Source organism: Ralstonia soli, assembly GCF_023955655.1.
GTDB lineage: Bacteria > Pseudomonadota > Gammaproteobacteria > Burkholderiales > Burkholderiaceae > Ralstonia > Ralstonia soli.
This window is the reverse complement of record NZ_JAMXHT010000002.1, coordinates 99,654-124,625: the sequence shown is the minus strand read 5'-3', so window position 1 is coordinate 124,625 and position 24,972 is coordinate 99,654. Positions and strand designations below refer to the sequence as shown.

Annotated in this window: 25 protein-coding genes; 13 read left to right on the top strand and 12 right to left on the bottom strand. The window is 65.2% G+C overall.

Features of this window, described 5'->3' with window-relative positions; all coding sequences use genetic code 11:
* Positions 1-345 precede the first annotated feature (345 nt).
* The gene (locus tag NG900_RS04455) at positions 346-1,299 is read left to right on the top strand and encodes a GGDEF domain-containing protein (RefSeq protein ID WP_252677162.1); all 954 of its coding nucleotides are present in this window, start codon (positions 346-348) and stop codon (positions 1,297-1,299) included.
* Between the two features lie 30 nt (positions 1,300-1,329).
* Here NG900_RS04455 and NG900_RS04450 read toward each other — a convergent pair whose 3' ends face one another.
* The 5 genes from NG900_RS04450 to NG900_RS04430 form a co-directional block, all read right to left on the bottom strand.
* On the bottom strand, positions 1,330-2,841 hold the full coding sequence (locus NG900_RS04450; protein WP_252677160.1) for a M20 family peptidase: 1,512 nt from the start codon (positions 2,839-2,841) through the stop codon (positions 1,330-1,332).
* A gap of 198 nt (positions 2,842-3,039) precedes the next feature.
* Positions 3,040-4,890 carry a family 2A encapsulin nanocompartment cargo protein cysteine desulfurase gene (locus NG900_RS04445; RefSeq protein ID WP_252677158.1) on the bottom strand — a complete coding sequence of 617 codons (1,851 nt, stop codon included), beginning with the start codon at positions 4,888-4,890 and terminating at the stop codon, positions 3,040-3,042.
* Entirely contained in the window at positions 4,865-5,809 is a 945-nt protein-coding gene (locus NG900_RS04440) for a family 2A encapsulin nanocompartment shell protein (RefSeq protein ID WP_252677156.1), read from the bottom strand. The genes NG900_RS04445 and NG900_RS04440 overlap by 26 nt, the downstream gene beginning before the upstream one ends.
* Positions 5,810-5,899: 90 nt before the next feature.
* Positions 5,900-6,901: a serine O-acetyltransferase EpsC gene (epsC, locus tag NG900_RS04435; protein ID WP_252677154.1), complete on the bottom strand. Its 1,002-nt coding sequence runs from the start codon at positions 6,899-6,901 to the stop codon at positions 5,900-5,902.
* Between the two features lie 48 nt (positions 6,902-6,949).
* Positions 6,950-7,468, bottom strand: a complete 519-nt coding sequence (locus NG900_RS04430) for a rhodanese-like domain-containing protein (protein ID WP_252677152.1) — start codon at positions 7,466-7,468, stop codon at positions 6,950-6,952.
* Between the two features lie 246 nt (positions 7,469-7,714).
* On the opposite strand from NG900_RS04430, the gene NG900_RS04425 reads away from it, so the two are divergent.
* Together NG900_RS04425 and NG900_RS04420 are read left to right on the top strand one after the other, a co-directional pair.
* Positions 7,715-9,133, top strand: coding sequence for an aminotransferase-like domain-containing protein (locus tag NG900_RS04425; RefSeq protein ID WP_252677150.1), 1,419 nt, complete (start codon positions 7,715-7,717; stop codon positions 9,131-9,133).
* Between the two features lie 63 nt (positions 9,134-9,196).
* Positions 9,197-9,643, top strand: coding sequence for a DUF3005 domain-containing protein (locus NG900_RS04420; protein WP_252677148.1), 447 nt, complete (start codon positions 9,197-9,199; stop codon positions 9,641-9,643).
* A 17-nt stretch (positions 9,644-9,660) separates the two neighbouring features.
* Here the strand turns inward: NG900_RS04420 and NG900_RS04415 are convergent, their stop codons facing one another.
* Complete coding sequence (locus NG900_RS04415) at positions 9,661-10,386, bottom strand: NUDIX hydrolase (protein WP_252677146.1); 726 nt, start codon at positions 10,384-10,386, stop codon at positions 9,661-9,663.
* Between the two features lie 99 nt (positions 10,387-10,485).
* On the opposite strand from NG900_RS04415, the gene NG900_RS04410 reads away from it, so the two are divergent.
* Complete coding sequence (locus tag NG900_RS04410) at positions 10,486-11,520, top strand: SPFH domain-containing protein (protein WP_252677143.1); 1,035 nt, start codon at positions 10,486-10,488, stop codon at positions 11,518-11,520.
* On the top strand, positions 11,517-12,449 hold the full coding sequence (locus NG900_RS04405) for a diacylglycerol kinase catalytic domain-containing protein (RefSeq protein WP_252677142.1): 933 nt from the start codon (positions 11,517-11,519) through the stop codon (positions 12,447-12,449). The genes NG900_RS04410 and NG900_RS04405 overlap by 4 nt, the downstream gene beginning before the upstream one ends.
* A gap of 50 nt (positions 12,450-12,499) precedes the next feature.
* Here NG900_RS04405 and NG900_RS04400 read toward each other — a convergent pair whose 3' ends face one another.
* From NG900_RS04400 to NG900_RS04390, 3 genes are read right to left on the bottom strand one after another with little or no spacing between them, the layout of a single operon-like run.
* Entirely contained in the window at positions 12,500-13,279 is a 780-nt protein-coding gene (locus NG900_RS04400) for an enoyl-CoA hydratase (RefSeq protein ID WP_252677140.1), read from the bottom strand.
* Positions 13,276-13,710, bottom strand: coding sequence for a MarR family winged helix-turn-helix transcriptional regulator (locus tag NG900_RS04395; RefSeq protein WP_252677138.1), 435 nt, complete (start codon positions 13,708-13,710; stop codon positions 13,276-13,278). Before NG900_RS04395 ends, NG900_RS04400 begins: the two co-directional genes overlap by 4 nt.
* Positions 13,707-14,597, bottom strand: coding sequence for an alpha/beta hydrolase family protein (locus NG900_RS04390; protein WP_252677137.1), 891 nt, complete (start codon positions 14,595-14,597; stop codon positions 13,707-13,709). The genes NG900_RS04395 and NG900_RS04390 overlap by 4 nt, the downstream gene beginning before the upstream one ends.
* 118 nt (positions 14,598-14,715) lie before the next feature.
* On the opposite strand from NG900_RS04390, the gene NG900_RS04385 reads away from it, so the two are divergent.
* Both NG900_RS04385 and NG900_RS04380 read left to right on the top strand, forming a co-directional pair.
* The gene (locus NG900_RS04385) at positions 14,716-15,072 is read left to right on the top strand and encodes an ArsR/SmtB family transcription factor (RefSeq protein ID WP_252677135.1); all 357 of its coding nucleotides are present in this window, start codon (positions 14,716-14,718) and stop codon (positions 15,070-15,072) included.
* The gene (locus NG900_RS04380) at positions 15,056-16,027 is read left to right on the top strand and encodes an SRPBCC family protein (RefSeq protein ID WP_252677133.1); all 972 of its coding nucleotides are present in this window, start codon (positions 15,056-15,058) and stop codon (positions 16,025-16,027) included. The genes NG900_RS04385 and NG900_RS04380 overlap by 17 nt, the downstream gene beginning before the upstream one ends.
* Positions 16,028-16,138: 111 nt before the next feature.
* Here NG900_RS04380 and NG900_RS04375 read toward each other — a convergent pair whose 3' ends face one another.
* Positions 16,139-16,531: a tautomerase family protein gene (locus NG900_RS04375; RefSeq protein ID WP_252677131.1), complete on the bottom strand. Its 393-nt coding sequence runs from the start codon at positions 16,529-16,531 to the stop codon at positions 16,139-16,141.
* Between the two features lie 123 nt (positions 16,532-16,654).
* Entirely contained in the window at positions 16,655-17,776 is a 1,122-nt protein-coding gene (locus NG900_RS04370) for a beta-ketoacyl-ACP synthase III (RefSeq protein WP_252677129.1), read from the bottom strand.
* Positions 17,777-17,978: 202 nt separating this feature from the next.
* On the opposite strand from NG900_RS04370, the gene copC reads away from it, so the two are divergent.
* Together copC and copD are read left to right on the top strand one after the other, a co-directional pair.
* Entirely contained in the window at positions 17,979-18,356 is a 378-nt protein-coding gene (gene copC, locus NG900_RS04365; protein WP_252677127.1) for a copper homeostasis periplasmic binding protein CopC, read from the top strand.
* A 4-nt stretch (positions 18,357-18,360) separates the two neighbouring features.
* Positions 18,361-19,299 (top strand): copper homeostasis membrane protein CopD, encoded by a 939-nt coding sequence (copD, locus tag NG900_RS04360; protein ID WP_252677125.1) that lies wholly within the window; start codon positions 18,361-18,363, stop codon positions 19,297-19,299.
* On the opposite strand, the gene NG900_RS04355 is transcribed toward copD, so the two are convergent.
* On the bottom strand, positions 19,296-20,255 hold the full coding sequence (locus tag NG900_RS04355; protein WP_252677123.1) for a LysR family transcriptional regulator: 960 nt from the start codon (positions 20,253-20,255) through the stop codon (positions 19,296-19,298). The genes copD and NG900_RS04355 overlap by 4 nt on opposite strands.
* Before the next feature lie 111 nt (positions 20,256-20,366).
* On the opposite strand from NG900_RS04355, the gene NG900_RS04350 reads away from it, so the two are divergent.
* From NG900_RS04350 to NG900_RS04335, 4 genes are all read left to right on the top strand, one after another.
* Complete coding sequence (locus NG900_RS04350) at positions 20,367-21,560, top strand: alpha-hydroxy acid oxidase (protein WP_252677121.1); 1,194 nt, start codon at positions 20,367-20,369, stop codon at positions 21,558-21,560.
* A gap of 92 nt (positions 21,561-21,652) precedes the next feature.
* Positions 21,653-22,960, top strand: coding sequence for an MFS transporter (locus tag NG900_RS04345; protein WP_252677120.1), 1,308 nt, complete (start codon positions 21,653-21,655; stop codon positions 22,958-22,960).
* A gap of 264 nt (positions 22,961-23,224) precedes the next feature.
* Entirely contained in the window at positions 23,225-23,899 is a 675-nt protein-coding gene (locus NG900_RS04340; RefSeq protein ID WP_252677118.1) for a histidine phosphatase family protein, read from the top strand.
* 18 nt (positions 23,900-23,917) lie between these two features.
* Positions 23,918-24,952 carry a phosphotransferase family protein gene (locus NG900_RS04335; protein ID WP_252677116.1) on the top strand — a complete coding sequence of 345 codons (1,035 nt, stop codon included), beginning with the start codon at positions 23,918-23,920 and terminating at the stop codon, positions 24,950-24,952.
* Positions 24,953-24,972: the final 20 nt, after the last annotated feature.

Below are 24,972 nucleotides of genomic sequence, written 5' to 3'. Positions count from 1 at the left end.
TCGTGGTGGATTTTTATGGGGACTGCGGATCGGCACAACACCATCTTGCGCGGCGGACGACACCATGGACATGAACAGTTGCGAACAGTTTGGCTGAACTGTTCAGCATCTTTCGCGAACAGTTCAGCCGGCGAACGCCCGCAAAAACCTGACTGCACCATGGGGTTAAGCGCACCTTGCCCCCTGCCGTTAGGTCGTCCTAGCAGTAGAGCAGTCCGATTCCAAAGCAGAATCGCCCTGCTGCAAAAGAAAAAAGGCGCCCGCCAATCTGATGAGGGCGCCATCGCGGCGGCGCAGCCATGCCCGCTGACCTTGGGGAAGCACCGTTACATTGGGGAGTGCAGCATGTCAGGCATCAACGACCTTAGCAGCGACAGCGCGGTCTACAAGACGCTCCTGGAATCGACCCAGGCCATTCCGTGGAAGATCGACTGGTCAACCATGTCATTTGCCTACATCGGCCCACAGATCGAGCCGCTGCTCGGCTGGAGCCAGGAGAGCTGGGTCACGGCCGAGGACTGGGCCACGCGCATTCACCCCGACGACCGGGACTACGTGGTGAACTTCTGCATTGCCCAGTCCCAGGCGGGGGTGGATCACGAGGCCGACTACCGCGCGCTCACCAAGGACAACGGCTATGTCTGGATACGCGACGTCGTTCACGTGGTGCGCAATGACAGCGGCGAGGTGGAATCGCTGATCGGCTTCATGTTCGACATCAGTGAGCGCAAAAAGACCGAAGAAAAGCTGATCGCCCTGCAGAAGGAACTGGAGGCGCTGTCGTTCAAGGACGGGCTGACGGGCATCGCCAACCGGCGCCAGTTCGATGTCAGCCTGGAGCGGGAATGGGCCGGCGCACGCAACGGCGGCTTGCCCCTGTCCCTGATCCTGATCGACGTCGATTTCTTCAAGCAGTACAACGACCTGTATGGGCACATTCAGGGCGACAAGTGCCTGATCGACATTGCCCAGACGCTGAGCCTGGCCGCGATCGGCCCGCGTGATGTGGTCGCGCGCTTCGGAGGCGAAGAATTCGTCCTGATGCTGCCGGAAACGGACGCTGCCGGCGCACGCAAGGTGGCCGAACGCTGCCACCGGCTGATAGAGAAGCTGGCCATCCCACACTCGCAATCGCCACACGGCCAGAACGTCACGGTCAGCATCGGGGTGGGGACGAGCGTTCCGCGGGGGGACAGCAGCCCGACAGCATTCATCCAGGCCGTCGACCGGCAACTCTACGCCGCCAAGCAGAACGGCCGGAACCGGATCGAATATTTCGACGAGCGGCCGGCGCAATAACAGGCCGCCCCAAGCCGGGCCGTAAGCGAATCAGCCCGCCGCCTGCTGCACCAGCCGGTGGTAGAAGCGAATCAGCTCCACCAGGTTGGCCTCGGTGATCCGCTCGTTGGTGCCGTGAAAGCGCGGCAGGTCTTCCGGCTTGGCGCGCACCGGCGAGAAGCGATACACGTGGTCGGCAATCCCGATCATGTGGCGTGAATCGGTGGCACCGATCATCAGCCCTGGTGCCACCACCGTTCCTGGGAACAGCTCGCGCACCGTCTTGTTGATCAGCTGATACGACGCCGATTCCGTGGGCGACACAGGTGACGCCTCGCTCGAGCCAGGCAGCTTGCTCAGTTCGAATTTGCCCTTGGGCGCGGCGGCCTTGGCGGCGTCTTCCACGTGCGCGGTGACGGAGGCAATGGTGTCGCCCGGCAGCAGTCGGAAGTTGACGGTGGCCTCGGCACGGCCGGGCAGCACGTTGTCCTTGTTGCCGGCCTGCACGATGGTCAGCGCGGTGGTGGTGCGCAGCATGGCGTTGGAACTGGCCGACGCCTCCAGCTGCTTCTGCACCATCGGCCCGAACAGCCACAGGTTGGCCAGCGCGACGCGGCTGAAACCGTGCATCTCGGGCGCCAGCGTGGCGAACATCTCTTGCGCAACGCCACGGATGCCAGCGGGCAGTTGATCGTCATCGAGCCGCTTGAGCGTGGCGCTCATCATGGCGATGGCGCTCTCGCCGTGCGGCGGCGGCATCGACGAATGCCCCGGCGTGGCTCCCACCTTGAGCTGCACGGAGAGGAAGCCCTTCTCCGCCACGCCGATCAACGCAGCCGGTTTGTTGAGCCCTGGCAGCACGCCCTCGGTAATCAGCAGCCCTTCGTCAATCACAAAGTCCAGACGCTCGCCGCGCGACTTGAGCAGCGCGGCGATCTGCTTGGCGCCACGCTCGCCGCCCACTTCCTCGTCGGCGCCGAAGGCGAGGTGGATGGTGCGGCGCGGCTTGAAGCCGCTGGCGGCCAGCAGCTCGATGGCTTCCATCTGCGAGATCAGGTTGCCCTTGTCGTCCCACGCACCGCGGCCCCAGACCATGCCGTCCTTCACCACGCCGTCGAACGGCGGTTCGGTCCAGTCGCCTTCAGTGCCTGGGGCGATGGGCACAACGTCCTGATGCGCCATCAGCATGATGGGCGGCAACGACGCGTCGGAACCCTTCCACGTGTAGAGCAGCGCAAAGTCGCCCACCTGCTCGCGCTGCAGCACAGCGTGCGCCTTGGGGTAGCGCGCTTCCAGCATGGCGTGAAGCTGGCGGAACTGGTCGGCGTTCAACTGTGCATCGGTGGCGCTGGAGACGGTGCGTGCGCGCACGGCTTCGGCCAGGTGTGCGGCTGCCGCCGGGCCATCGACGGCCACTGGAGTGACGGCAGGCACATCGAGCTGGCGCGAGCCATGCCGCCATGTGTTGACAGCCACAACAATGGTCAGCACCACCACAACCGCGATGACGAGCCGCAACAGCCGCCCCATCACCGCACCACGACGCTTGAACAATGTAGTCATTCGGTCTCCGCTCCTTGTAGGTGTACTGCTTCACCCGGCATGCGTGCGCCGGACGTAAGGCGCAAGTATCGCCGCAGTCGCAGGCGTTTGGGCGGATTCCGAATATGTCCTCGGTTAGGCGCGTTTCTCCAACAAAAAGGCCCGGTGCGGGTGCACCGGGCCTGCGGGACTTCGTTCTTGTGTGATGGGCCGAGTCGCTCAGCGCTTTGCCAGCGCGCCGACCACGCGCACCAGTTCATCCACCTCCTCGCACGTGTTGTAGAAGGCCAGAGACGGCCGCACCGTGGCCTCCACGCCAAAGCGCCGCAGAATCGGCTGCGCGCAATGATGGCCAGAGCGCACGGCAATGCCTTCGCGATTGAGCGCCCCACCCACTTCTTCCGTGCGGTACCCAGCCAGCGTGAACGACAGCACGCTTGCCTTGTTGGCGGCCGTGCCGATCAGCCGCAGACCAGGAATGCGCGACAGCCCATGCGTGGCATACACCAGCAAATCGTGCTCATAGCGCGCGATGTTCTCCAGGCCGATGCGCTCGACGTAATCGAGCGCAGCGCCCAGTCCCACCGCATCCGCAATGTTGCCGGTGCCGGCCTCGAAGCGGGCAGGTGCGGGCTGGTACAGCGTCTTCTCGAACGTGACGTCGGCGATCATGTTGCCGCCACCCTGCCAGGGCGGCAGCGTGTCGAGCAGATCCTGCTTGCCGTACACCACGCCAATGCCCGTCGGCCCGAAGATCTTGTGGCCGGAGAACACGTAGAAGTCCGCATCCAGCGCTTGCACGTTCACGCGCAAGTGCGAGACCGCCTGTGCGCCATCCACCAGCACGCGCGCGCCTGCCGCGTGCGCCAGCGCAATGATCTCCTGCACCGGCGTCACCGTCCCCAGCGCATTCGACACCTGCGTGACGGACACCAGCTTCGTCCGGCTGCTGAGCAGCTTGCGGTATTCGTCCAGCAGGATCTGCCCACTGTCGTCCACCGGAATCACGCGGATGCGCGCGCCCACCTGCGCGGCAAGCTGCTGCCAGGGCACGATGTTGGCGTGGTGCTCCAGGTGCGAGACGACGATCTCGTCCCCTGCGCCGATGTGCTGACGGCCGAATGTCTGCGCGACGAGGTTGATCGCCTCCGTGGCGCCACGTACGAAGATGATTTCGCTTGACGACTTCGCACCCAGGAATCGCGCGACCTTGTTGCGGGCGCCCTCGTAGGCATCCGTGGCACGTGCAGCGAGTTCATGCGCCGCGCGGTGGATGTTGGAGTTCTCGTGCGCGTAGAAATACGCCAGCCGATCGATCACCGCCTGCGGCTTGTGCGTGGTGGCGGCGTTATCGAGCCAGATCAGCGGCCGGCCATTGACGCGCTCGGCCAGGATCGGAAAGTCACGCCGAACCGCCTGCACGTCAAACGTGGTGGCGCGATGCGGCTGGTGGCTGGTGTCACGTGATGCTTCCAACGTAGGCACTGTGGGCGGCGCAAGGAAGTAGAACTGCCCTGCCTGCGCCGCACCACCGGGCTGCTGCAATGCAGCCGGCCCAGCGGGCGGCGTGCCTGCGGCACCATCGATCAACCGCGCCAATGCATCGGTGCCGGGCAAGTGGAACGGCTGCGCCGAGATGCGATCGTCCGGCACACCTGCCTCCGATGCCGCTACCCCCGCATGCGGCACGGCGGACTGGTAGCCGCTCGCCTCACCCAGGAAGTAGTACGGCGAACTTGGAGCCGACACCGCATGCGCCGGCCCCGGCAAGCCGTGGCCCGATGCCGCCTGGGGCAATGCCGCCGCGTACTGCGTCGGCACGCCCAGCACGGGCACCTGCGGCGCAATCGGTGCGGCATCCGCAACGGGCAACGCGCTCAATTGCGGCGTGGCGCCCGTCGGCGACAGGTCGATGGCGGGCTCCGGCTCGTGGCCGGGCAGCGCCGTGAAGAACGCGTTGGCCAGTTGCGCCAGCGCAGCCGCATCTGGCAAACCCGCCGGCACATCGCCCACCGGCAGCGTCAGGCCGCTCACGCTGGGTGCGTTACTTGTAGGTGTCGGGGTAGTCATGGTACTTGCCGATCTCCACGTCTTCGAGCACTGCCAGCGCGTCTTCAGTCAGCACGGCCAGCGAGCAATACAGCGAAATCAGATACGACGCGATGGCGTTCCGGTTGATGCCCATGAAGCGCACCGACAGACCTGGGCTCTGCTCACCCGCCACGCCCGGCTGGTAGAGGCCGACCACGCCCTGGCGCTTGTCACCCACACGCAACAGCAGAATCTTCGTGAGGCCATTCTCGTCAATGGGCACCTTGTCGGACGGAATCAGCGGCAGGCCGCGCCACGTGAGGAACTGGGAGCCGAACAAGCTGACCGTGGGCGGCGGCACGCCACGGCGCGTGCATTCGCGGCCAAACGCGGCAATCGCCAGCGGATGCGCCAGGAAGAACGCCGGCTCTTTCCACACCTTGGTGATCAGCTCGTCCAGATCGTCCGGCGTGGGCGCGCCGGTGAGCGTGGAGATGCGCTGCGTTTCATCCACATTGGCCAGCAGGCCATAGTCGGGGTTGTTGATCAGCTCGCTTTCCTGACGCTCCTTGATGGTCTCGATGGTCAGGCGCAGCTGCTGCTGAATCTGGTCGTGCGGGCTGCTGTACAGGTCGGACACGCGGGTATGCACGTCCAGCACCGTCGTCACCGCGTTGAGGAAGTACTCGCGCGGCTGGTCTTCGTAATCGACGAAGGTTTGCGGCAGCTCTGCCTCTGCCTCATCGCGCTGCGAGCAGGCGACGCGCACATCGCGCGGATTCTTCACGCGGTTCAGACGGAAGATGCCCGCCTCCACCGGCTGCCATTGCAGCAAGTGCACCAGCCAGCGCGGGCTGATGGTGGACAACTGCGGAACGGTCTTGGTCGCGTTCGCCAACTGGCGCGCGGCGCTGTCGCCTAGCGCGGTGCGCACGTCCTGGGTATCTGCTTCTGCCATGCAATGACTCCCAACTTCACTTGAAAAAATGCCCCCGCTTCTGTGGCGGGTGCGGTGGAAAAAACCGGTGGGAAAGACGCGTCAGGCGGATCAGCGCGCGGCGTGTGCCTCGCTGTCGCGGCGCGCTTGCGGCTGAGGACTCTGAAGCCCGTCCTGAACCCCGCTCTGCACGTTTGCCTGGGTGACGCTGCTACCCGGCGGCACGCTGCGTGTGAGCCACACGTTGCCGCCAATGGAAGAGCCGCGCCCGATGGTGATGCGCCCGAGGATGGTCGCCCCGGCATAGATGACGACGTCGTCTTCCACCACCGGGTGGCGCGGTGCGCCTTTCTCCAGGTGACCGTCGGCATCGGCAGAAAACCGCTTGGCGCCCAGCGTCACGGCCTGATAGATGCGCACGCGTTCGCCGATCACCGCCGTCTCGCCAATCACCACGCCCGTGCCGTGGTCGATGAAGAAGCCGCTGCCGATTTGCGCGCCCGGGTGGATGTCGATGCCGGTATCAGCGTGCGCGGTCTCGGCCACCATGCGCGCTAGCAACGGCAGTCCAACGCAGTACAGGTGATGCGCAATGCGGTGATGGATGACAGCGAGGATGCCGGGGTAGCACAGCAGGACCTCGTCGACGCTGCGCGCGGCCGGATCACCGTGGTAGGCGGCGAGCACGTCGGTATCGAGCAGGCGACGCAGCGCAGGGAGTGCCGCAGCAAAGTCGCGCACGAGTTGCACGGCTTCGGCATCGGGATCGCGATCCACCGCACGCGCCTGGCGCACCGAGTGACGCAGTTCCAGCCGGACCTGTGCCACCAGCGCATTGAGTGCCGCATCGAGCGTATGGCCGACGTAGAAGTCTTCGCTTTCTTCACGCAGGTCCGTCGGGCCCAGCCGCATGGGGAACAGTGCCCCGCGCAACGCCTCCAGAATTTGCCGCACAGCCTCGCGCGAGGGCAACTCGCGGCCCGTGACTTCGGTACGGCCGTTGCGGGCGCGCCAATCGGCCCGGGCCGCACGCAACTCGCTGACGATGCGATCCAATTGCCAGCCCGGGTCTTGCGCGGGCGCAGGCCTCCCCGCGATGACGCGATCGCTCATCGTCGCTCCCCTGTTCTGTTGGTGTGGTTGTTAGCGGTGCGGTGGCGCTTAGTCCTGCTGCCAGGGCAGGCCCCAGCGGCGCCAGCCGCCGGAATCGCCGCGCTGCTGTTGTTCGTCCAGGTCGCCTTCGAAGCCTTCGAGCACGTTGAACACGTTGGCAAAGCCCGCGGCCGCTGCCGCCTCCGCAGCCGCTGCGGAGCGTTTGCCGCTACGGCACAGCAGCAGCACAACGGCATCCTTGGGGGCGGCCTTTTCCAGCTCGCGCAAAAAGCGTGGATTCTTGATCATGGCCTGGCCGGTCTGCCAGGCAACGTGCCGGGTGTCAGGCACGCGGCCGACAAATTTGCGCTCTTCCGCAGTGCGGACATCCACAAGCACAGCGTCGCCACGACTGACCAGCGCCCAGGCTTCCGCCGGTGTCAATCCGCCCGCATAGCGCAGGCCTTGTTCGGCGGCGTGACTGCGTGCGCGCTCCAGCAACGTTGACGACGGTGTAGAGAGCACGCTATCGAGCACGGCTTGCACAGCCGGATCGCGCGGGGCAGTTTGAGCGGTGGTGGCAGACATCGAATCTCCAGCGGAATCGCAACGAGTGCGCAATGCGTGACGGACAAGGCCACTCTAGCCGTGGGTGATATTTGCCAAAACGAATAAAACCGCCCTTCGATGGTTGCGGAACGCATAAGCGAGCCCCGGCGCCGCACTTGGGCGATCGGCTTTCCGTTGGGCCCGGCGCTACTACAATACGAACACTGCCGAACAGTTGGCGATGACTGTTCGCTGTCTTCCGCCCCACCGACACGACGCCGCGCCATGAAACTCCAGATCGACGCCACCACCCGCGTGCCCATTGCCGACCAGATCGTGGCCGGCGTGCAGGCATGGATCGGCGACAACGACGTGCGACCCGGCGCCAAGCTGCCCTCCATCCGCCAGTTGGCCGCCGAATACGGCATCAGCCGCTTCCCGGTGATCGAGGCGTATGACCGGCTGGTGTCGCTGGGCTTGCTGGATTCACGCCACGGCTCGGGCTTCTACGTGGCCGAAAGCAGCCTCACGGGGCGCGACGGACGCGGTTGGTCGGACCCGCGCCGCGCGGAGGCCGAGTCCAAGCACATCTTCGAGCAGTTCAGTTACCCCGACGGCATGCTCAAGCTCGGCGGCGGTTTCGTGCCGGCCGACTGGCGCGATGTGGACGGCCTCACGCAAGCCATCCGCCAGGTCTCGCGCACCGACACACACGCCGTGATCGACTACGGCATGCCGCTCGGCAACCCGGCGTTGCGCCAACAGATCGTGATGCGGGCGCGCCAGCTCGGCATCCACGCGGAGCCGGCCAACGTGCTGAGCACAGCAGGTGCGAGCCAGGCGATCGACCTGGTCATGCGTCACCTGCTCAAGCCGGGTGACACGGTGTTTGTAGAAGACCCGGGTTACTACACCGTGTTCGGCCTGCTGCGGCTGCATGGTGTCAAGCTGGTCGGCATTCCGCGCAAGGCGGACGGCCCCGATGTGGAAGTGGCCGAAGCCATGCTGCGCGAGCACCGGCCCAAGCTGTTCTTCATCAACAGCGTGCTGCAGAACCCGACCGGCTCCACGCTATCGCCGCCGGTTGCGTTTCGGTTGCTGGAATTGGCGCGGCGCCACGGCTTCGTGTTTGTGGAAGACGACATCTTTGCCGACCTGCAGGCCGACCCGACAGCACGGCTGGCCACGTTGGACCAGCTTGAGCACGTGATCTATGTGGGCGGATTCTCCAAGACGGTGTCGGCCTCGCTGCCGGTGGGCTACCTGATTGCCAAGCGCGAACTGGTGCACGACCTGACCAATGTGAAGATGCTCACCAGCGTCGGCGGCTCGCGCTTTGCAGAGGCCGTAGTCACCACGTTGCTGGAGCGCGGCGCCTATCGCAAATATGTGGAGCGGCTGCGTCAGCGCGCGGGCGACTCGGTCATCGCTTCGCTCAACGTGCTGAGCGACGCGGGCTGGGAGGTGTTTCATCAGCCGGCGGGGGGCAATTTCCTGTGGGCGCGTGTGCCGCATGTGGAGGATTCGCGCGATTTCGCGGGCACCGCGGAAAAGCACGGCGTGACGCTGGCCCCGGGCCATTACTTCCGGCCCAACCTGGAGGTGTCGCCGTGGGTGCGCATCAACAGCGCCTATGCGACGGAACCGCGTGCGCTCAAATTCCTGCAGGAGGCGGGGCGGCGCCCGGCGCGCAAGCGCATCTGAAACCGGTCACAGGCATGACGGTTGCGGCAGGTTTGCCGTCTGCTCTCTTTCAGGAGCCCCGTCATGCACTCCGACAAGTTCCGCTCTGCACGCCCGCCCTCCCCGTCATCAGGCAGCGGCACCACCTATGTTGAAGGCCCCCACTCCGCCGATCCGGTGCAGCGGGCATCACAGCGCATCCGCTCGGTCGATGCCTCCGGCACCGAAGCGTCCGGCAATACCGTCGATACCGACGGCAAGAGCCAGGAAGCCGCCAAGGACCCATCGCTGTGGCAGGACAACGTCATCTACTCCAACGCGTCACTAGTGAACGCCAATCCCGAGCCCGACCCTGAAGCGCCCATCGCCGGCATCGACAGCCGACGCAGCCACGGGCAGCCGACGGTGGCCACGGAAGCTGGGCACAAGCTGGTGCTCCGAGGCGTGGTCGACGAGACCGTGCGCAACGGCACGCGCGCCGCGCAGCGCTTCTCGCTGGAAGACGACGACGCTCCCGACACGCCGCGCTGATCGCCCGATCACCCCCGTCAATCGCTGCCGCGCGGGCTGAACGTGCGCGGGAAGACGACCGGCGCACTGCGGTCGATCAGGCGGTAGCCCTTGGCCGGGCGGTAAGAATCCCCTTCGGCCACGCCCGCTTCTTCCAGAAAGTTGGCGGCCAGCATGCGGGTACGAAAGCCGCTCTTGTCCACCGGCCGGCCCAGCACGATTTCGTACATGCGCTGCAGTTGCGGTAGCGAGAACGGCTCGGCCAGCAGAAACGCCGGCAGCGAGGTGTATTCGACTTTGCTGCGCAGGCGCTCAACCGCCGCGCGCAGGATCTCCGCATGGTCGAAGGCGAGCTTGGGCGCGCGCAAGACGTCGTCCACTGCGTACCACGCCACGTCGGCGGCGTTTGCTCCCTTGGCCAGCGCCACGCCCTGCGCGGGCATCAACGCAAAGTAGACATGCGTGGCCGACCAGCCGCGGGGGTCGCGCATGGCACCGCCCCAGCTTCCCAGTTGCTCGAGATAGGGGCTGTCGACGCCGGTTTTCTCCAGCAGCTTGCGGCGCGCGCAGTCTTCCAGCGTGGCATCGACCGTCACGTCGACGAACCCGCCGGGCAAGGCCCATTCGCCAGGAAACGGCTCGCCCTCTGCGTTCGGGCGCTGCACGAGCAGCACGCGCAGCATGTCATCCAGCACGGTGAAGATGACCACGTCGACCGTCGTAAACGGCAACGGGAATGTCTTGGGGGAAGGTCGGGCAGCCATGGCAGATCACCATTTTTTCTTGACGCTTCGAATAGTAAGTTGTATTGTCCAACTCACGCAAGTTGTACTGTACAACCCAAATGAAAACGGGAGGGCGTCATGTTCGGCATCCGCTTCATCAAATCGCAGCCCACGGTTCACCTCATGCAGTTCCGCGCCGGCAAGGTGGTCCGCGAGGGATCGGGGCTGTCGTTCTTCTATTACGGCCCCACGGCCACGCTGGTGGCTGTGCCGGTGGCCAGCCAGGACCGCCCGTTCATCCTCGAACTGGTGACGGCCGATTTCCAGAGGGTGACCGTGCAGGGCCAAGTGACATACCGCATCAGCGACCCGCGCCGCACCGCCGCCATGATGGATTTCTCGCTGGCGAAAAACGGGCAGACCTATGTGTCGGAAGACCCGAAGCGCCTGGGTGATCGCGTGGCCCAGCAGGTGGAAGTGATCGTGCAGCAGGCGGTGCAGGCGCTGGAGCTCAAGCAGGCGCTGCGTGCGTCGGCCGTCATCGCGCGCACGGCGCAGGCTGAGCTGGCCGCGCAGCCCGAGATTGCCGCGCTGGGGCTGGAGATCCTGGGGGTCTCGGTCATGGCGGTCAAGCCGACGCCCGACATCGCCCGCGCGCTGGAAGCCGAGGCGCGCGAATCCAACCTCAAGGCGGCGGACGATGCGGTCTACCTGCGGCGCATGTCGGCCGTGGAGAACGAGCGCGCGATCCGCCAGAACGAGCTGGACACCGACATTGCCGTCGAGCAGAAGAAGCAGCAGATCAGCGAGGCACAGATGGAGGCCAAGGCCACGCTTCTGCGCAAGGAAAATGCACTGCGCAACGAACAGATGGCCGCCGATATCGAACTGGAAGACAAGCGCAAGGCCTTCGTGGCCGACCAGGCCGACAACAGCCGCACGCTGGCCGAAGCCGAGGCCTACCGCGTGGCCGCGGTGATGGACGCGCTGAGCAAGACGGACCCGCGCATCGTCAACGCGCTGGCAACGGCCGGCATGCAGCCTGGCCAGCTCATCGCGCAGGCCTTCGGCGGCATTGCCGAACGCGCAGAACGCATCGGCCAGCTCAACGTATCGCCCGACCTGCTGCAAGGGCTGATGAACGCAACGACCAGTGGCAAGGCGGCATCATGAGCACCGACGGCCGCAAGGTGGTACTGGTGACGCGCCGCACGCGGCTCGAAGCGCTGGTGGCGCGCCACCACACCCTGGCGCAGGCACAGTTCTATCTCGAACACCTGGGCGCCGATTTCTCCGACTACCTGGCTGAGAACGCTGCCTACGCGCGCAGCCTGGAGATCACCGTGCGCGCGCTGCAGGCCTGGGGCCGCTATCAGGTGGTGGACCGCGGCTACCTGCCCAACTTCATCTTTGCGCCGGATGACATCGTTGTGGCGCTCGGGCAGGACGGGCTGGTCGCCAATTCGATGAAGTATCTCGACGGCCAGCCGCTCATCGGCCTGAACCCCGAACCTGGCCGCTGGGACGGCGTGCTGCTGCCCTTCGAACCGAAAGACCTTGGCCACGTGCTGACCGACGTGGCGCGCGACAAGCGACCGACCAAGGCCGTGACGATGGCCGAAGCGCGGCTGTCCGACGGACAGGTGCTGCGCGCCGTCAATGACCTTTTTATCGGCCCGCGCACGCATGCGTCGGCGTTGTATGAGATCGAGCTGGGCGAGCAGCGCGAGGCGCAATCGTCGTCGGGGATCATCGTGTCGACGGGCCTCGGGTCGACGGCGTGGTTAAAGAGCATCGTGACCGGCTCGATGGGCGTGGCACGCGCCATGCATGCCGGCGACGATGGTTTCCGCTACGAACCGCAGCCATGGGACACGCCGCAGCTGACGTTTGCCGTGCGCGAGCCGTTTCCGAGCCGCGCGTCGCAGGCCACGCTCGTGTTCGGCCATGTGGATGCCGATCAACCGCTCCGGCTGCGCTCGCGCATGCCCGAGAACGGCGTGATCTTTTCGGATGGGATGGAAGCCGACTACCTGCGCTTCACTGCCGGTATGGAGGCGACGATCTCGGTGGCGGCCACGCAGGGGCGGTTGGCCGTTTAGACAATAAAAATGGCGGCCGGACCAAGCCGCCGAAGGAGACACCGCCACACTCAGTGCGCCACGGCGTTGAAATTGGGCGGTCGCCGATCGACGAACGCCCGGAAAGCCTCATGTGCTTCGGGAGACTTCAACCGCTTGGCAAACGAGGCGCTCTCCACATCCATCTGCTGCTTGAGCAGCTCGGCATCGCGCATCAGGCGCTTGGTTTCGGTCAGCGCGCCCAGCGGCTGACGCGCCAATCGCTCAGCGATGGCCTGCGCCTCCGTGCCAAGTTGATACAGCGGCACCACCCGGTTCGCCAAGCCCCACGCGAGCGCCGATTGCGCGCTCACCGCATCGCCCAGCGCGAACATCTCGAACGCACGCACGTGGCCCAGGCGCGCGGGCATCAGCAGGCTCGATGCGGCTTCCGGCACCAGCGCCAGGTTGACGAACGGCGTGGAGAGCTGCGCGTTGTCGGCCAGCAGCACGAAATCGCAATGCAGCAGCATGGTCGTGCCGATGCCGACCGCGCGGCCTTGCACCGCCGCCACCAGCGGGCGCGTGGCGCGTGCCAGTGCGTGCAAAAAGCGGATGACGTTGCGCTCAGAGCCACCCTTTCCATCGGTCATGGCAATCGAGGCGAATTCACCGATGTCGTTGCCGGCCGAGAACATGTCGCCCTCGGCGCGCAGCAGTACCACGCGCACGGTGCTGTCACGCTCGGCGGCGTTCAGCGCATCGGCCAGCGCGCCGTACATGGCATCGGTAATGGCGTTCTTCTTGTCGGCGCGTGCCAGAGTCAGGGTCAATACGCCATCGGCAATATGGCTCTGGATGTGTTCACTCATTGTTCGTCTCCGGTGGGGAACTTGGTTTGCAGACTGGCCAGCCAGCGTGCGACGGTGTCGATTTCTGCGTCGGTAAAACCTTCGGTCAGGCGGGCATTCAACTCGGTCAAGCCATTGCGGGTTTCGGCCAGTGCGGCGCGGCCAGCAGGTGTGAGCCAGAGTTGCCAGGCGCGGCCGTCTTCGGCGTCGGGGCGTCGCTCGATCAGGCCGGCATCTGCGGTGCGGTCCACCAGGCCGCTCATGGCGGAGGGGCCGAGGTCCAGCGCGGCACCGGCTTCACGCATCAACGCGCCGTCGTTCTTTTCCAGGAAGAACAGCAGGCCGGATTGCGCGGCGGTCACGCCTTCGCCCGTGCGCGTTTGAATCCAGCGCTGCAGGCGGCGTTGCCCGACGTTGATCAGATAAACGAGGCGGCGGTCGGGTGCGGTCATGCGGCCGCCTCCACGTCGGTACTCGCAGCGCTAGCGTGCCCGACCAGCCAATCCGCTAGACCGGGCCATAGTGTCTCGGCAAACTTCGGCCGGAAGAAGCCCATATGCCCCACCGCTGCGCCCGCCTCTGCCGGCGCGATCTGGCGGCGCTCCACCCAGGTGCTGGTGAAGTGCGTGGTCAGCGCATTGATGGCGGGCGGCGTAGCCCACGGGTCGTCATCAAAGCCATAGACGAGCACGGGGTTCGTCACGCCGTTGAAGCGCCCGACGGCGCCGAGCGTGGGGTCGTCAAAGAAGTAGCGCTGCATGCCAGCCCACGCACCCCACTCGATGGCGACGCCACCCGGCAGGTCTTCGCCCAGGCCCATGCGGCTGCCGGGCACATAGCCGATCAGCCGGGCCAGCATCGGGCCGAGCCCGCGCAGGATCAGTTCGACACGCCAGCGTTCACCCCGCTGCCGGATGAAGCGCGAGTTGCCCGTGTGGCAGGCCACCAGCACGGCGCCGGCCAAACCCCAGCCGGCACCACACATGCCGATGGCGTGGCCGCCCACCGAGTGCCCCACTGCCAGTTGCGGCAAGGCCGGATAACGCGCCCTCGCCCATCGCATCACGCCTTCGGCATCGAGCAGCATCCAGTCGCGCATGCGTGCGGCAAACCCTCGCAGGCCTTTGGGCCGCGAGGCACCAATGCCACGGTAGTCGTACGTGATGGCGTGGAAGCCGCGTCCGGCCAGGAAGGCGGCAAAGGCCTGGTAGATGCGCTGCGGCACGCCCGTGGCCGGGTGCATGACCACCACGCCTTGCGGTATGCCGGCGGCTGTCCATAGCCGGGCGCCCAACGGGTAGCCGTCGGTGGCGGGAATGGTTTGGGGGGTGCCGTTCATGGTTGCCGACTTAGTTCGCATACGAAGTTATTTACTTTGTATGCGAAGTAAATCGGTCTGTCAACGCCATGAAGATAAAGTACTTGCTTAACTATTCGGAGTCGCTATAGTTAACAACATGCTTAACCATGACACCTCTCTCGATCTCGCTTTCCAGGCACTGGCCGACGGCAACCGGCGCGCGATGCTCGTCCAACTCGTGCGCGGCCCAGCTTCGGTCAGCGAGCTGGCCCAGCCACTCGATATCTCGCTGCCTGCCGTGATGCAGCACCTGTCGGTGCTGGAGAACTCCGGCCTCGTGCGATCGGAAAAGGTGGGCCGCGTACGCACATGCCGCATCGAACCCGAGGCCCTGAGCCTGGCCGAGCAGTGGATCAACCAACGACGCCTGGAGTGGGAGCAGCACTTCGACCGCCTGGGCGCCTACCTCGAAACGCTGAAAACCCAAGGAGACCCGCATGACGACGACCGTTGACCAGCCCGCAGGCACCGCCCTACGCCCGCTTGTGATTTCCCGCACCTTTCCTGTATCGCGCGACTGGGTCTTCAAGGCCTGGAGCACCGCCGAGCACATCAAGCGCTGGTTCTGCCCGATGCATTTCACGGTGCCGGATGCTACGGTCGAGTTTCGCGTGGGCGGCAAGTTTGACGTGTGCATGCGCTCGCCCGAAGGGCAAGACCACTGGTCGCGCGGCCACTTTATCGAGATCGTGCCCAACGCCCGCCTGGTCATTGACATGAACGTGGTGGACGGCGACAACCGCCCGCTGATGAACGCCCACACCGTCGTCACGTTTACCGAGGAAGGCGGCGAGGGTGCGAAAACCACGCGCATGGAAGTCACGCAGACCCACACGCCGCTCGCCCCCATTGCCGAGATGATGATCAAGGGCGCGTCCGAAGGCTGGAAGCAAACGCTGGACAAGCTGGAGCGCGAAGCCGCACGCGTGCCGGTTGCCGATGGCATCCAACGCTCGGTCGTGCATGCCACCTTTACGGTGGAGCGCACCTACGACGCGCCGAGCTCGCGTGTGTTCATGGCGCTGACCGATCCCGCCGCCAAGGCCAAGTGGTTTGCCGGCGGCAATGGCTACACCCTGCTCGTGCGCGAAATGGACGCCCGCCCCGGTGGCCGCGAAGTCGTCAAAGGCCGATGGGACAGCGGTGTGGTCTCCAGCTTCGAGGCCACGTACCACGACGTCATTCCCGACGAGCGCGTCGTCTACTCGTACGTGATGCACCTGGACGATCGCAAGATCTCCGCCTCGCTCGCCACGCTGGAACTGCGCCCGGCCATGGACGGCTCGGGCGGCACGCACCTCGTCATGACCGAGCAAGGCGCCTTCCTCGACGGCTACGACGATGCCGGATCGCGCGAGCGCGGCACGCAGTTCCTGCTCGACATGCTGGGCAATTCGCTCAAGGACTGAGCGCCCGCAACACGTCGCGCGTGACGGTCGCCACCGTGACCGCCGCGCCGACGACGAGTGCCATGCCCCACACGTGGGCGCACAGGATCTGACGCGGGGTCATGGCGCAAGTCAGCCCTTGTCCGCCACGTACTGCGCGATGCCATGGCCGAACGACCAGTTCTCGGGCAGCACTTCCACCAAGCTGATGAACACGTCTTCCGTGCGAATGCCAGGGCTCTCGTGCAGCAGCTCGACGATGCGGCGGTAGAGCGCCTGCTTCTGCTCGCGCGTGCGCGTGTTGTTGACGGTGAGCTGAAGGATGACCGCGTCCTCGCTGCGTGCGATGCCGAAGTACGTGGGGCTCACGCTGAACGTGCTCGCATCATGCTCGGTGATCGTCATGAAGCGATCGTCTTCCGGCACGTTGAAGGTTTCGCGCATGGCGCGATACACGCCGTCAAAGATGGCCTGGTGATAGGCCGCAGACTTGCCGCGACGCAACGACACTTGAACGAGAGGCATGCCGGGCTCCCTGGTTTGTGGTGACGCCAGCATGCCTCAGATTGGCGCGGTGGCAAAGAAGGCGCCGCCGCTTCCCATAGAGCCGCTGCGGGAGGTCAGGACGCTGCCCGCGCCGCCGCCCGATCACTGCTTCTGGATCGCCACGCTGCCGATCGAATAGCCCGCACCGAACGAGCAGATCAGCCCCACGTCGCCCGACTTCAGATCAGCGCGGTGCCGGTGGAACGCAATGATGGAACCCGCCGATGCCGTGTTCGCAAACTCATCCAGGATGACCGGCGCCTCATCGGCCGAGGCCTCGTGGCCAAGCAAACGCTTGCCGATCAGCTGGTTCATCGCCAGGTTGGCCTGGTGCAGCCAGAAGCGGCGCACGTCGGCGGGGGTGTGCCCCAGTTGCTGCAAATGGCCGGCGATGTGCTCGGCGGCCATCGGGCAGACTTCCTTGAAGACCTTGCGGCCTTCCTGGCGGAAGAGCTGGTCGCGGTCGTCGGGGTTGCGGTCTTCGCTGCGCGAGAGGTAGCCGGCGTTGTTGCGGATGTTGTTGGAAAAGCTGGTCGCGCACTTGGTGCCGAGCACGCGCCAGGCATCGGTGGAACGCGTGTCTTCCGCGCGCTCGACCAGTACGGCCGTGCATACGTCGCCGAAGATGAAATGGCAGTCGCGGTCTTTCCAGTCGAGGTGGCCGGAGGTGATCTCGGGGCTTACCACCAGCGCGGCCCGCGCGGTGCCGCTGCGCACGGCGTTGATGGCCTGCTCCAGCCCGAAGGTGGCCGACGAACAGGCGACGTTCATGTCGAACGCATAGCCGCCCGCGCCGATGCCGTTCTGGATCTCGACGCCCAGCGCCGGATACGGGCGCTGAAAGTTGGAAGTGGCGCACAGCAGCATGTCGACGTCGGCAGCGTCGCGGCCGGCGGCGGCCAGGGCATCACGCGCGGCGGCCACGCCGATCTCTGCCTGCAACGAGAGTGCATCGTCCGGGCGCGGCGTCAGGTGCGGGCGCATGCGGGTCGGGTCCAGCACGCCAGTCTTCTCGACCACATAGCGCTGGCGGATGCCCGAGGCCTTCTCGATGAACTCCGCCGACGACGCCGACAGCGGCGCCAGCTCACCCGCGGCGATGGCCGCTGCGTGCTGTTCGTTGTAGCGCTGCGCGTAGGCGTTGAAGGAGACGACCAGCTCCTCATTGGTGATGATCTCCGGCGCGACCCACAGGCCCGTACCGCTGATGACGACGTCGTGCATACCCGGTGTTTGTGAAATTTTCGTGGCGGCGACGATAGCACATCGATCGCGCGGTGCCGGGCTACGCGGTATGGTCGTTTACCTCTAGTCCGCGCTTGCGTTGCGAAGCGCACATTGCGGGTCCTCCACGCCTGCAAAGGCAAGGGCCCGCAACGCAATGCGTTACGCTAACCATCAGCCCCCAACTCCGCAGGACACCCGCATGCCTACGCTCACTTTTTCCCGCGTCGCCCAAGCCAGCGTGGCCGTTGTCGCAGCGCTCGCCGCCTCGGTGGCGCTCGCCCATCCGAAATTGCTCTCAGCGAGCCCTGCCGACCAATCCTCCGGCCCCGCGCCCGCGCAGATCGCGCTGCATTTCTCCGAAAAACTGGTCGCACAGTTCTGCGATGCCACGGTGGTCATGACGGGAGCATCCGGCCCGGTGAACGTTGCCTCCAAGGTCGCCACCAGCAGCGACGGACGCACGCTGACCGTATCCCCCGCGCAACCGCTCGGACGGGGCGCCTACCGCGTCGACTGGCATGTGGTGGCGGCTGACACGCACCGCGTGAGCGGCCATCTCGCCTTCCAGGTGAAGTAACGCGATGCCAGAAGACTGGCTGAGCGTGGTCCTGCGCTTTGCGCTGCATCTGGATCTGATGATCCTCTTTGGCGTGCCGCTCTTCAGCATCTATGCATTGGGGCCTGCCGATCGCGCGTCCGCCCGCACGTCAGTTGTCTCGCGGCGGAACAGCAGGCTTGCCCAAGCCTCCGCAGTAGCAGGCGTTGTGCTGTCGCTGTGGGACATCGTGGCGATGGCCGAATCGATGACGGGCGCCACCACCTACACCACGCTGACCGGCCACGTCTTCAACATGATCCTGACCGGCACTGCCGTCGGCACGGCGTGGATGGTGCGCATGGTGGCGCTCGCCACGTGCCTTGCCATGGCGGTTGCGTGGCGCAGGCGGGCGGACCGCAAACGAATCGGGCTTGCAGCCGTTGGCGCCATCGCCCTGGCCACGCTCGCGTGGAGCGGGCACGGCGCCATGGACGACGGCCTGCGTGGCACATTCCACCTGGTCATCGACATCGCGCACCTGCTGGCCGCGGGCATGTGGGTGGGCGCCCTTGTCGCGTTCGTGCTGCTGTCGTCGGCCAGATGCGCGGACACGGCGGGAGCGGTGCAAACGCTGAGCCGCGCCGCCAGTGGCTTTGCGACCATCGGCACGGGCATCGTCGGTGTGCTCATCGCAACAGGCGTTGCGAATTACGCGTTTGTCGTGGGCCCGACACTCGACACATTCGCCACACCGTACGGATGGCTGCTGTTAGGCAAGCTGATGCTGTTTGCGGGGATGCTCGTGCTGGCCGCGGGCAATCGCTATCGGTTGAGCCCACGGCTTGCGGCTGCCATCCGGATGGGGGATTACGCCAGCGCAGTCAGGGCGTTGCGCAACAGCCTGCGTGCTGAAGCCTGCGTTGCCGTGGTGATCCTTGCGCTGGTGGCGTGGCTGGGTGTGCTCTCACCACTGCCTTCCTAAGACGTGGTCGAAGCTCTCGGTTTGCGCCCGCCTGCCCTCCTTTCTTCATGAACGGCCACATCGGCAAAAACCGGAGACACGGAAAAATCCACCCGCTCCTGCGCCAGTGGCTGCATGGCCGCGATCAGCGCCCGCGTATCGCCGCGCCGCCACTGGAAGGTGTAGTGCAGCGGCGCGAGCGGCGTTCGAGTGCCCACGGCGCGCAGGTGCAGCACGCCGACCCAGTGTGCAGGGAGAAAACCCACGCCCACGCCTTGCCGCAGCATGCCCGCGACAGCCGCCCAACTGTTGCATACGATGCGCTCATGCACCGTCGCGCGGTTGGCCAACAGCCAGTCGTCGAGCAACCGTGTCGTACCCGCGCTTTGCGGTAGCGTGACCAGCGGGTGGCGCTGAAAGAGCGCCGCCGCACCCAGGCGGCCCGCCTTCAACAGACTGGGCGCAGCAGCCCAGGCAAAGTGGGCGGCCCCGACGGGCTGCGACAACAATTCGCTGCGCGAGGAGCGGCCCGCGATCACGGCAAAGTCCAGTTCGCCATCGGCCAAGCGGCGCTCCAGCACGCCGCCCACATCCACGTAGGGTTCCAGGCTCAGCCGCGGGTGTGCCTGCCGTGCTGCCGCCACGAAAGCGGGCAACCACGTCAGCGCGGAAAGATCGCCCACCCCGAAGCGGCAGCGCCCAGTCAGCTCGACCCGCGCATCCAGCTTCTGGCTCAATGCCGCCATGGCGTTGAGCACGCCGAGCGCGGCCGGTAGCAGGCGTTCGCCCGCCTCGGTCAGCGCAGCGCGATGGCCGCTGCGGTCAAACAACGGCTGACCGAGCGCAGCCTCCAGCTCCGCTATGCGCTTGGACAGCGACGACACCGACAGGTGCACGCGCTCCGCTGCCGTAGCGAAATTGGCACAGGTGGCGGCCCACCAGAACGCTTCGAGCTGCTTGACCGATGGCTGAGACATGGTAATCTTGTTTCATAAAAGCGAACATACCCATTCTAAATATTTCGCTTTAATTCGCAAAATCGCGGCCCTAAAGTGTCGCTGCCCCTGAAGCAGCCCCGCACTCCTACCATGGCCTCTTACGCTGAACCCTCGTCTGTGAACGCGCCGGCCGCGCTGCGAAACATGCTCTCGCTGCACGACTTCGAGGCTGCGGCGCGTCGGCGCTTGCCCCGGCCCATCTTCGGCTATATCGCAGGCGCGGCCGAAGACAACGCCTCGCTTCGCGATAACCGGGAGGTGTTCGACGACTATGCGTTTTCCACACGGGTCCTGCGCGACGTGTCGAAGCGCTCGCAGGCGGTGGAGCTGTTCGGCCAGCACTACAGCAGTCCATTCGGCATAGCGCCAATGGGCATCAATGCGCTGACCACCTACCGCGGCGATCTGGTGCTGGCCCGTGCCGCACAGCAGGCGGGCATCGTGTCGATCATGAGCGGCACTTCGCTGATCCCCATGGAAGCGGTGGCACGCGAGAGTCCGGACACCTGGTTCCAGGCGTACATACCGGGCGACCAGGCGCGCATCGATGCGCTTGTCGACCGCGTGGAGCGCGCCGGTTTCGGCACGCTGGTGGTCACAGTGGACATTCCCATCTCGGCCAACCGCGAGAACAACATCCGCACCGGCTTTTCCACGCCGCTGCGTCCGAGCCTGCGCCTCGCCTGGGACGGCATGGCCCGGCCTGGCTGGGTGATAGGCACATTCTTGCGCACGCTGCTACGCCATGGCATGCCGCATTTCGAGAATTCGTTCGCCACACGTGGCGCACCGATCATGTCGTCCACCGTGCTGCGCGATTTTTCGGCACGCGATCATCTGACCTGGCACCACATCGAAGCCATTCGCCGGCGCTGGAAAGGGCCGCTGGTGGTCAAGGGCCTGCTCAGCGTGGAAGACGCACTGGAGGCGCAGCGCGTGGGCGCCGATGGCATCGTGCTGTCCAACCACGGTGGTCGCCAGCTCGACGGCGCAGCCTCGCCCATGCGTGTGCTCGAAGCGGTGGTGGCGGCAGTCGGGCGCGGTTACCCGGTGCTCATCGACAGCGGCTTCCGCCGCGGCTCGGATGTACTTAAGGCCTTGGCGCTGGGTGCGCGCATGGTCCTGGTAGGCCGCCCCTTCAATTACGCCGCCGCCGTGGCGGGCGAGGCTGGCGTGGCCCACGCCATCGGCCTGCTGCGCGACGAGGTGGACCGCAACCTGGCCATGCTGGGCGCCACGTGCTGCGCCGAGTTGGGCTCACAGCACATCGTGCGCCGCCGCTGAGCGGGTGGGCCCAAGGTGATTGGCGAACTCGGCAACAACGGGTTCATGGCGCCAATACCTATAAAAAACACACTGAAAAGGAGGCTCAATCAATGAAAGCATTGCACCCTGAAACCCGCGAGGAAAGCCGGCAGCGACTGAAGAAAGTGGCCGCAGCCACAATCGTAGGTTCCATGCTGGAGTGGTACGACTTTTATTTGTACGCCACGATGGCTTCCATTGTTTTCAGCAAGGTCTTCTTTGATACTGCCAATCCGACCAACGCCACGCTGCAGGCGTTTGCCACGTTTGCGATCGGCTTTGTTGCCCGGCCGATTGGCGGAATCTTCTTCGGCTATTTCGGCGACAAATACGGCCGCAAGAAGATGCTCTTTGTCACCTTTTGCCTGATGGGGTTGTGCACGACGGCGATCGGGTTGATTCCGACTTACGCGTCCATTGGCTTCTGGGCACCGCTGCTGCTGGTACTGATCCGCATTGTTCAGGGCTTGGGTGCGGGGGCCGAGCTGGCCGGCGCCGCCGTGACCTCATACGAACATGCCGCAGACAACCGCAAAGGCCGTCAGGGGTCCTGGCCTGCGCTGGGCTTGAACCTGGGCCTGTTGCTTTCGTCGCTGACGGTCTACCTGCTCACGAGGGCCGGTGATCGATTCCTGCTGGCGGGCGGATGGCGTATTCCTTTCCTCTTGAGCTTTCTATTGGTGCTGATCGGGATATGGGTGCGGAAAAGCCTGCCGGAAACGCCGGAATACACCTCCTTTGAAGAAAGCCATCGCGAGGAAAAACCCATTCGGGACATTCTGACGTCGCAGTTCAAGGGCTTGAGTGTCGTGTTTTTTATTGCCGTGGGATATAACGCCCTCAGCTATATCTTCAAGACGTTCTCCCTCGCTTACCTCACCCAATTCAAGGGCGTATCAGCCGGCGTCACCTCGCTTTCCGTGACCTTGGCCAGTTTGGTCGCCATTGTGACCGTGCCATTCTTCGGCTGGATGTGCGACAGATTCAGCAGCAAGAAAGTATTGATGGTGGGCGGCATCCTGTCGGCGCTGTTCGCATACCCTTTCCTCTCACTGCTGGGGACGGGGGCCAGCACGTCGATCTACTGGGCAATGATCATCGGCACCGGCGTTCTGGCGCCCATGATGTTTGCGCCGCAGGGGTCGTTCCTGAGCCGCCAGTTTCCAGTGCAAAGCCGTTCCACGGGCGTGGGATCGGGGCGCGAAATCGGTACGGCCCTGGCCGGCGGACTCGCACCGCTGTGGGCGTTGTCGATGGTTGCGCACTCGGCCACGCATGACACGGGCGGCGTTGCCATCATCCTGGCTTGTTCGGGATTGATGGTCGCCGTTGCTACCGTATTCGACCAAGGGCGTCGATTTAGCCGTCACAAGAACTGATCTGGCCCGCCTGGACGCCACTGCAATAAGCGGTGGCATTGGAGGCCACAGGTGCGCCAAGCCGCACTGAACTCGTGGCCCACCACAGGAATCCCTCGGCAACCGGCAATCCGTGCCGGCCTCCGCGGGGAAGACACCGCAGGCAGACGATGCCTTGCGGTGCCGTGTCATTCATTACATGCATGACATGTCATTCAAACAATAAATTTCACAAATAATCCATCGGTCGCTAATCTGGTCGCCTTTCGATCTGGCGAGCACACGATGGCAGAGCTCTATCTCGTACGACACGGACAGGCATCGTTCGGCGCGGCAGACTACGACCGGCTCTCCGAACGCGGCGAGCAGCAAAGCGTTTGGCTCGGTGAGTATTTCGCGCGGCAGGACATCGTGTTCGATCGCGTCATCTGCGGCACGCTCCGCCGCCACGAGCAGACCGTCGACGGCATCCTGCGCGGCATGGGCATCTCGGGCGCCAGCTACGAGCAACACGCCGGCCTGAACGAATACGACTTCCAGGGGCTGTTTGCCGCGCTGGGTGAAGATTTTCCCGAGCTGACGAAGCTGGCTTCGGGGTCGATGCGCGACCACTACCGGGCGCTCAAGCAGGTGCTGCACCTGTGGTCGGACAACAAGATTCGAGGGCCGCTGCCCGAGACGTGGGCCGCGTTCCAGCAACGCGTGGCGGACGCGCGCGCGGCCATCCAGGCCGGTGGCGGGCAGCGCGTGCTGGCGATCAGCTCAGGCGGCCCCATTGCGGTGACTGCGCAGCAAGTACTGGCGGCTCCGCCGGCAAGCGCCATTGCGTTGAACCTGCAGATCCGCAACAGCAGCGTCTCGCAATATTTCTTCAATGCCGAATCGTTCCAACTGGCCACCTTCAATGGCGTGCCGCACCTGGACGATCCCGAACGGCGCGGTTTCCAGACTTACGGGTGAACGCCCGAACGCCCCATCATGACGCAAGCATCGCAGCAACTCGATATCGCCAAGCTCGCGCGGTATCTCGAAGACCATATCCCCGGCTTTGAAGGCCCTGTCGTTGCCGAGAAGTTTTCCGGCGGCCAGTCAAACCCGACCTTCCTCCTGCAGACGCCGAAAGCACGCTACGTGCTGCGCCGCCAGCCGCCGGGCGAGCTGCTGAAATCGGCCCACGCCGTTGACCGCGAATTCCGCATCCTGAGCGCACTGTCGGGCACGGCCGTGCCGGTGGCGCGCCCGTATCACCTGTGCGAAGACCGCGACGTGATCGGCAGCATGTTCTACGTGATGAGCTTTGAAGACGGGCGCATCTACTGGAACCCCGCCCTGCCCGAAGTGCCGCAAGCCGATCGCGCCACCTGCTACGACACGATGCTGCGCACCATGGCCGCACTGCACGACATCGACGTCGACGCGGTTGGGCTGGCCGATTACGGCAAGCCCGGCAACTACTTCGAGCGCCAGATCGGCGTGTGGACCAAGCAGTACCGCCTTGCGGAAACACAGCGCATCGAGGCCATGGAGCGGCTGATCGAATGGCTGCCTTCGGCCTGCCCGGCCGATACCGGCAAGCCGTCGCTGGTGCATGGCGACTTCCGGCTCGACAACATCATGTTCGAACCCGACGGCTACGGCGCGAAGGCCGTGCTCGACTGGGAGCTGTCGACGCTGGGCAACCCGCTGGCGGACCTGGCGTACTTCTGCATGTGCCTGCGGCTGCCGGCATCGGGCTCGCATATCCAGGGCCTTGCGGGGGCGGATCGCGCGGCACTCGGCATCCCGACCGAAGAGGAGATGGTCGCGCGCTATTGCGAGCTGCGCGGCATCGCCCCGATCGAGAACTGGCCCTTCTATCTGGCGTTCAGCTTCTTCCGCCTTGCCTCCATTGCGCAAGGCGTAAAGAAGCGCGCGCTCAACGGCAACGCATCGAACGCGCAGGCTGGCAAGGCCGGAGACATGGCCGGCCTGCTCGCGGAAGCGGCCGTGCGCCTGATCGACACCCAACACTGAGGCTGCCGCTGCGGCCCACA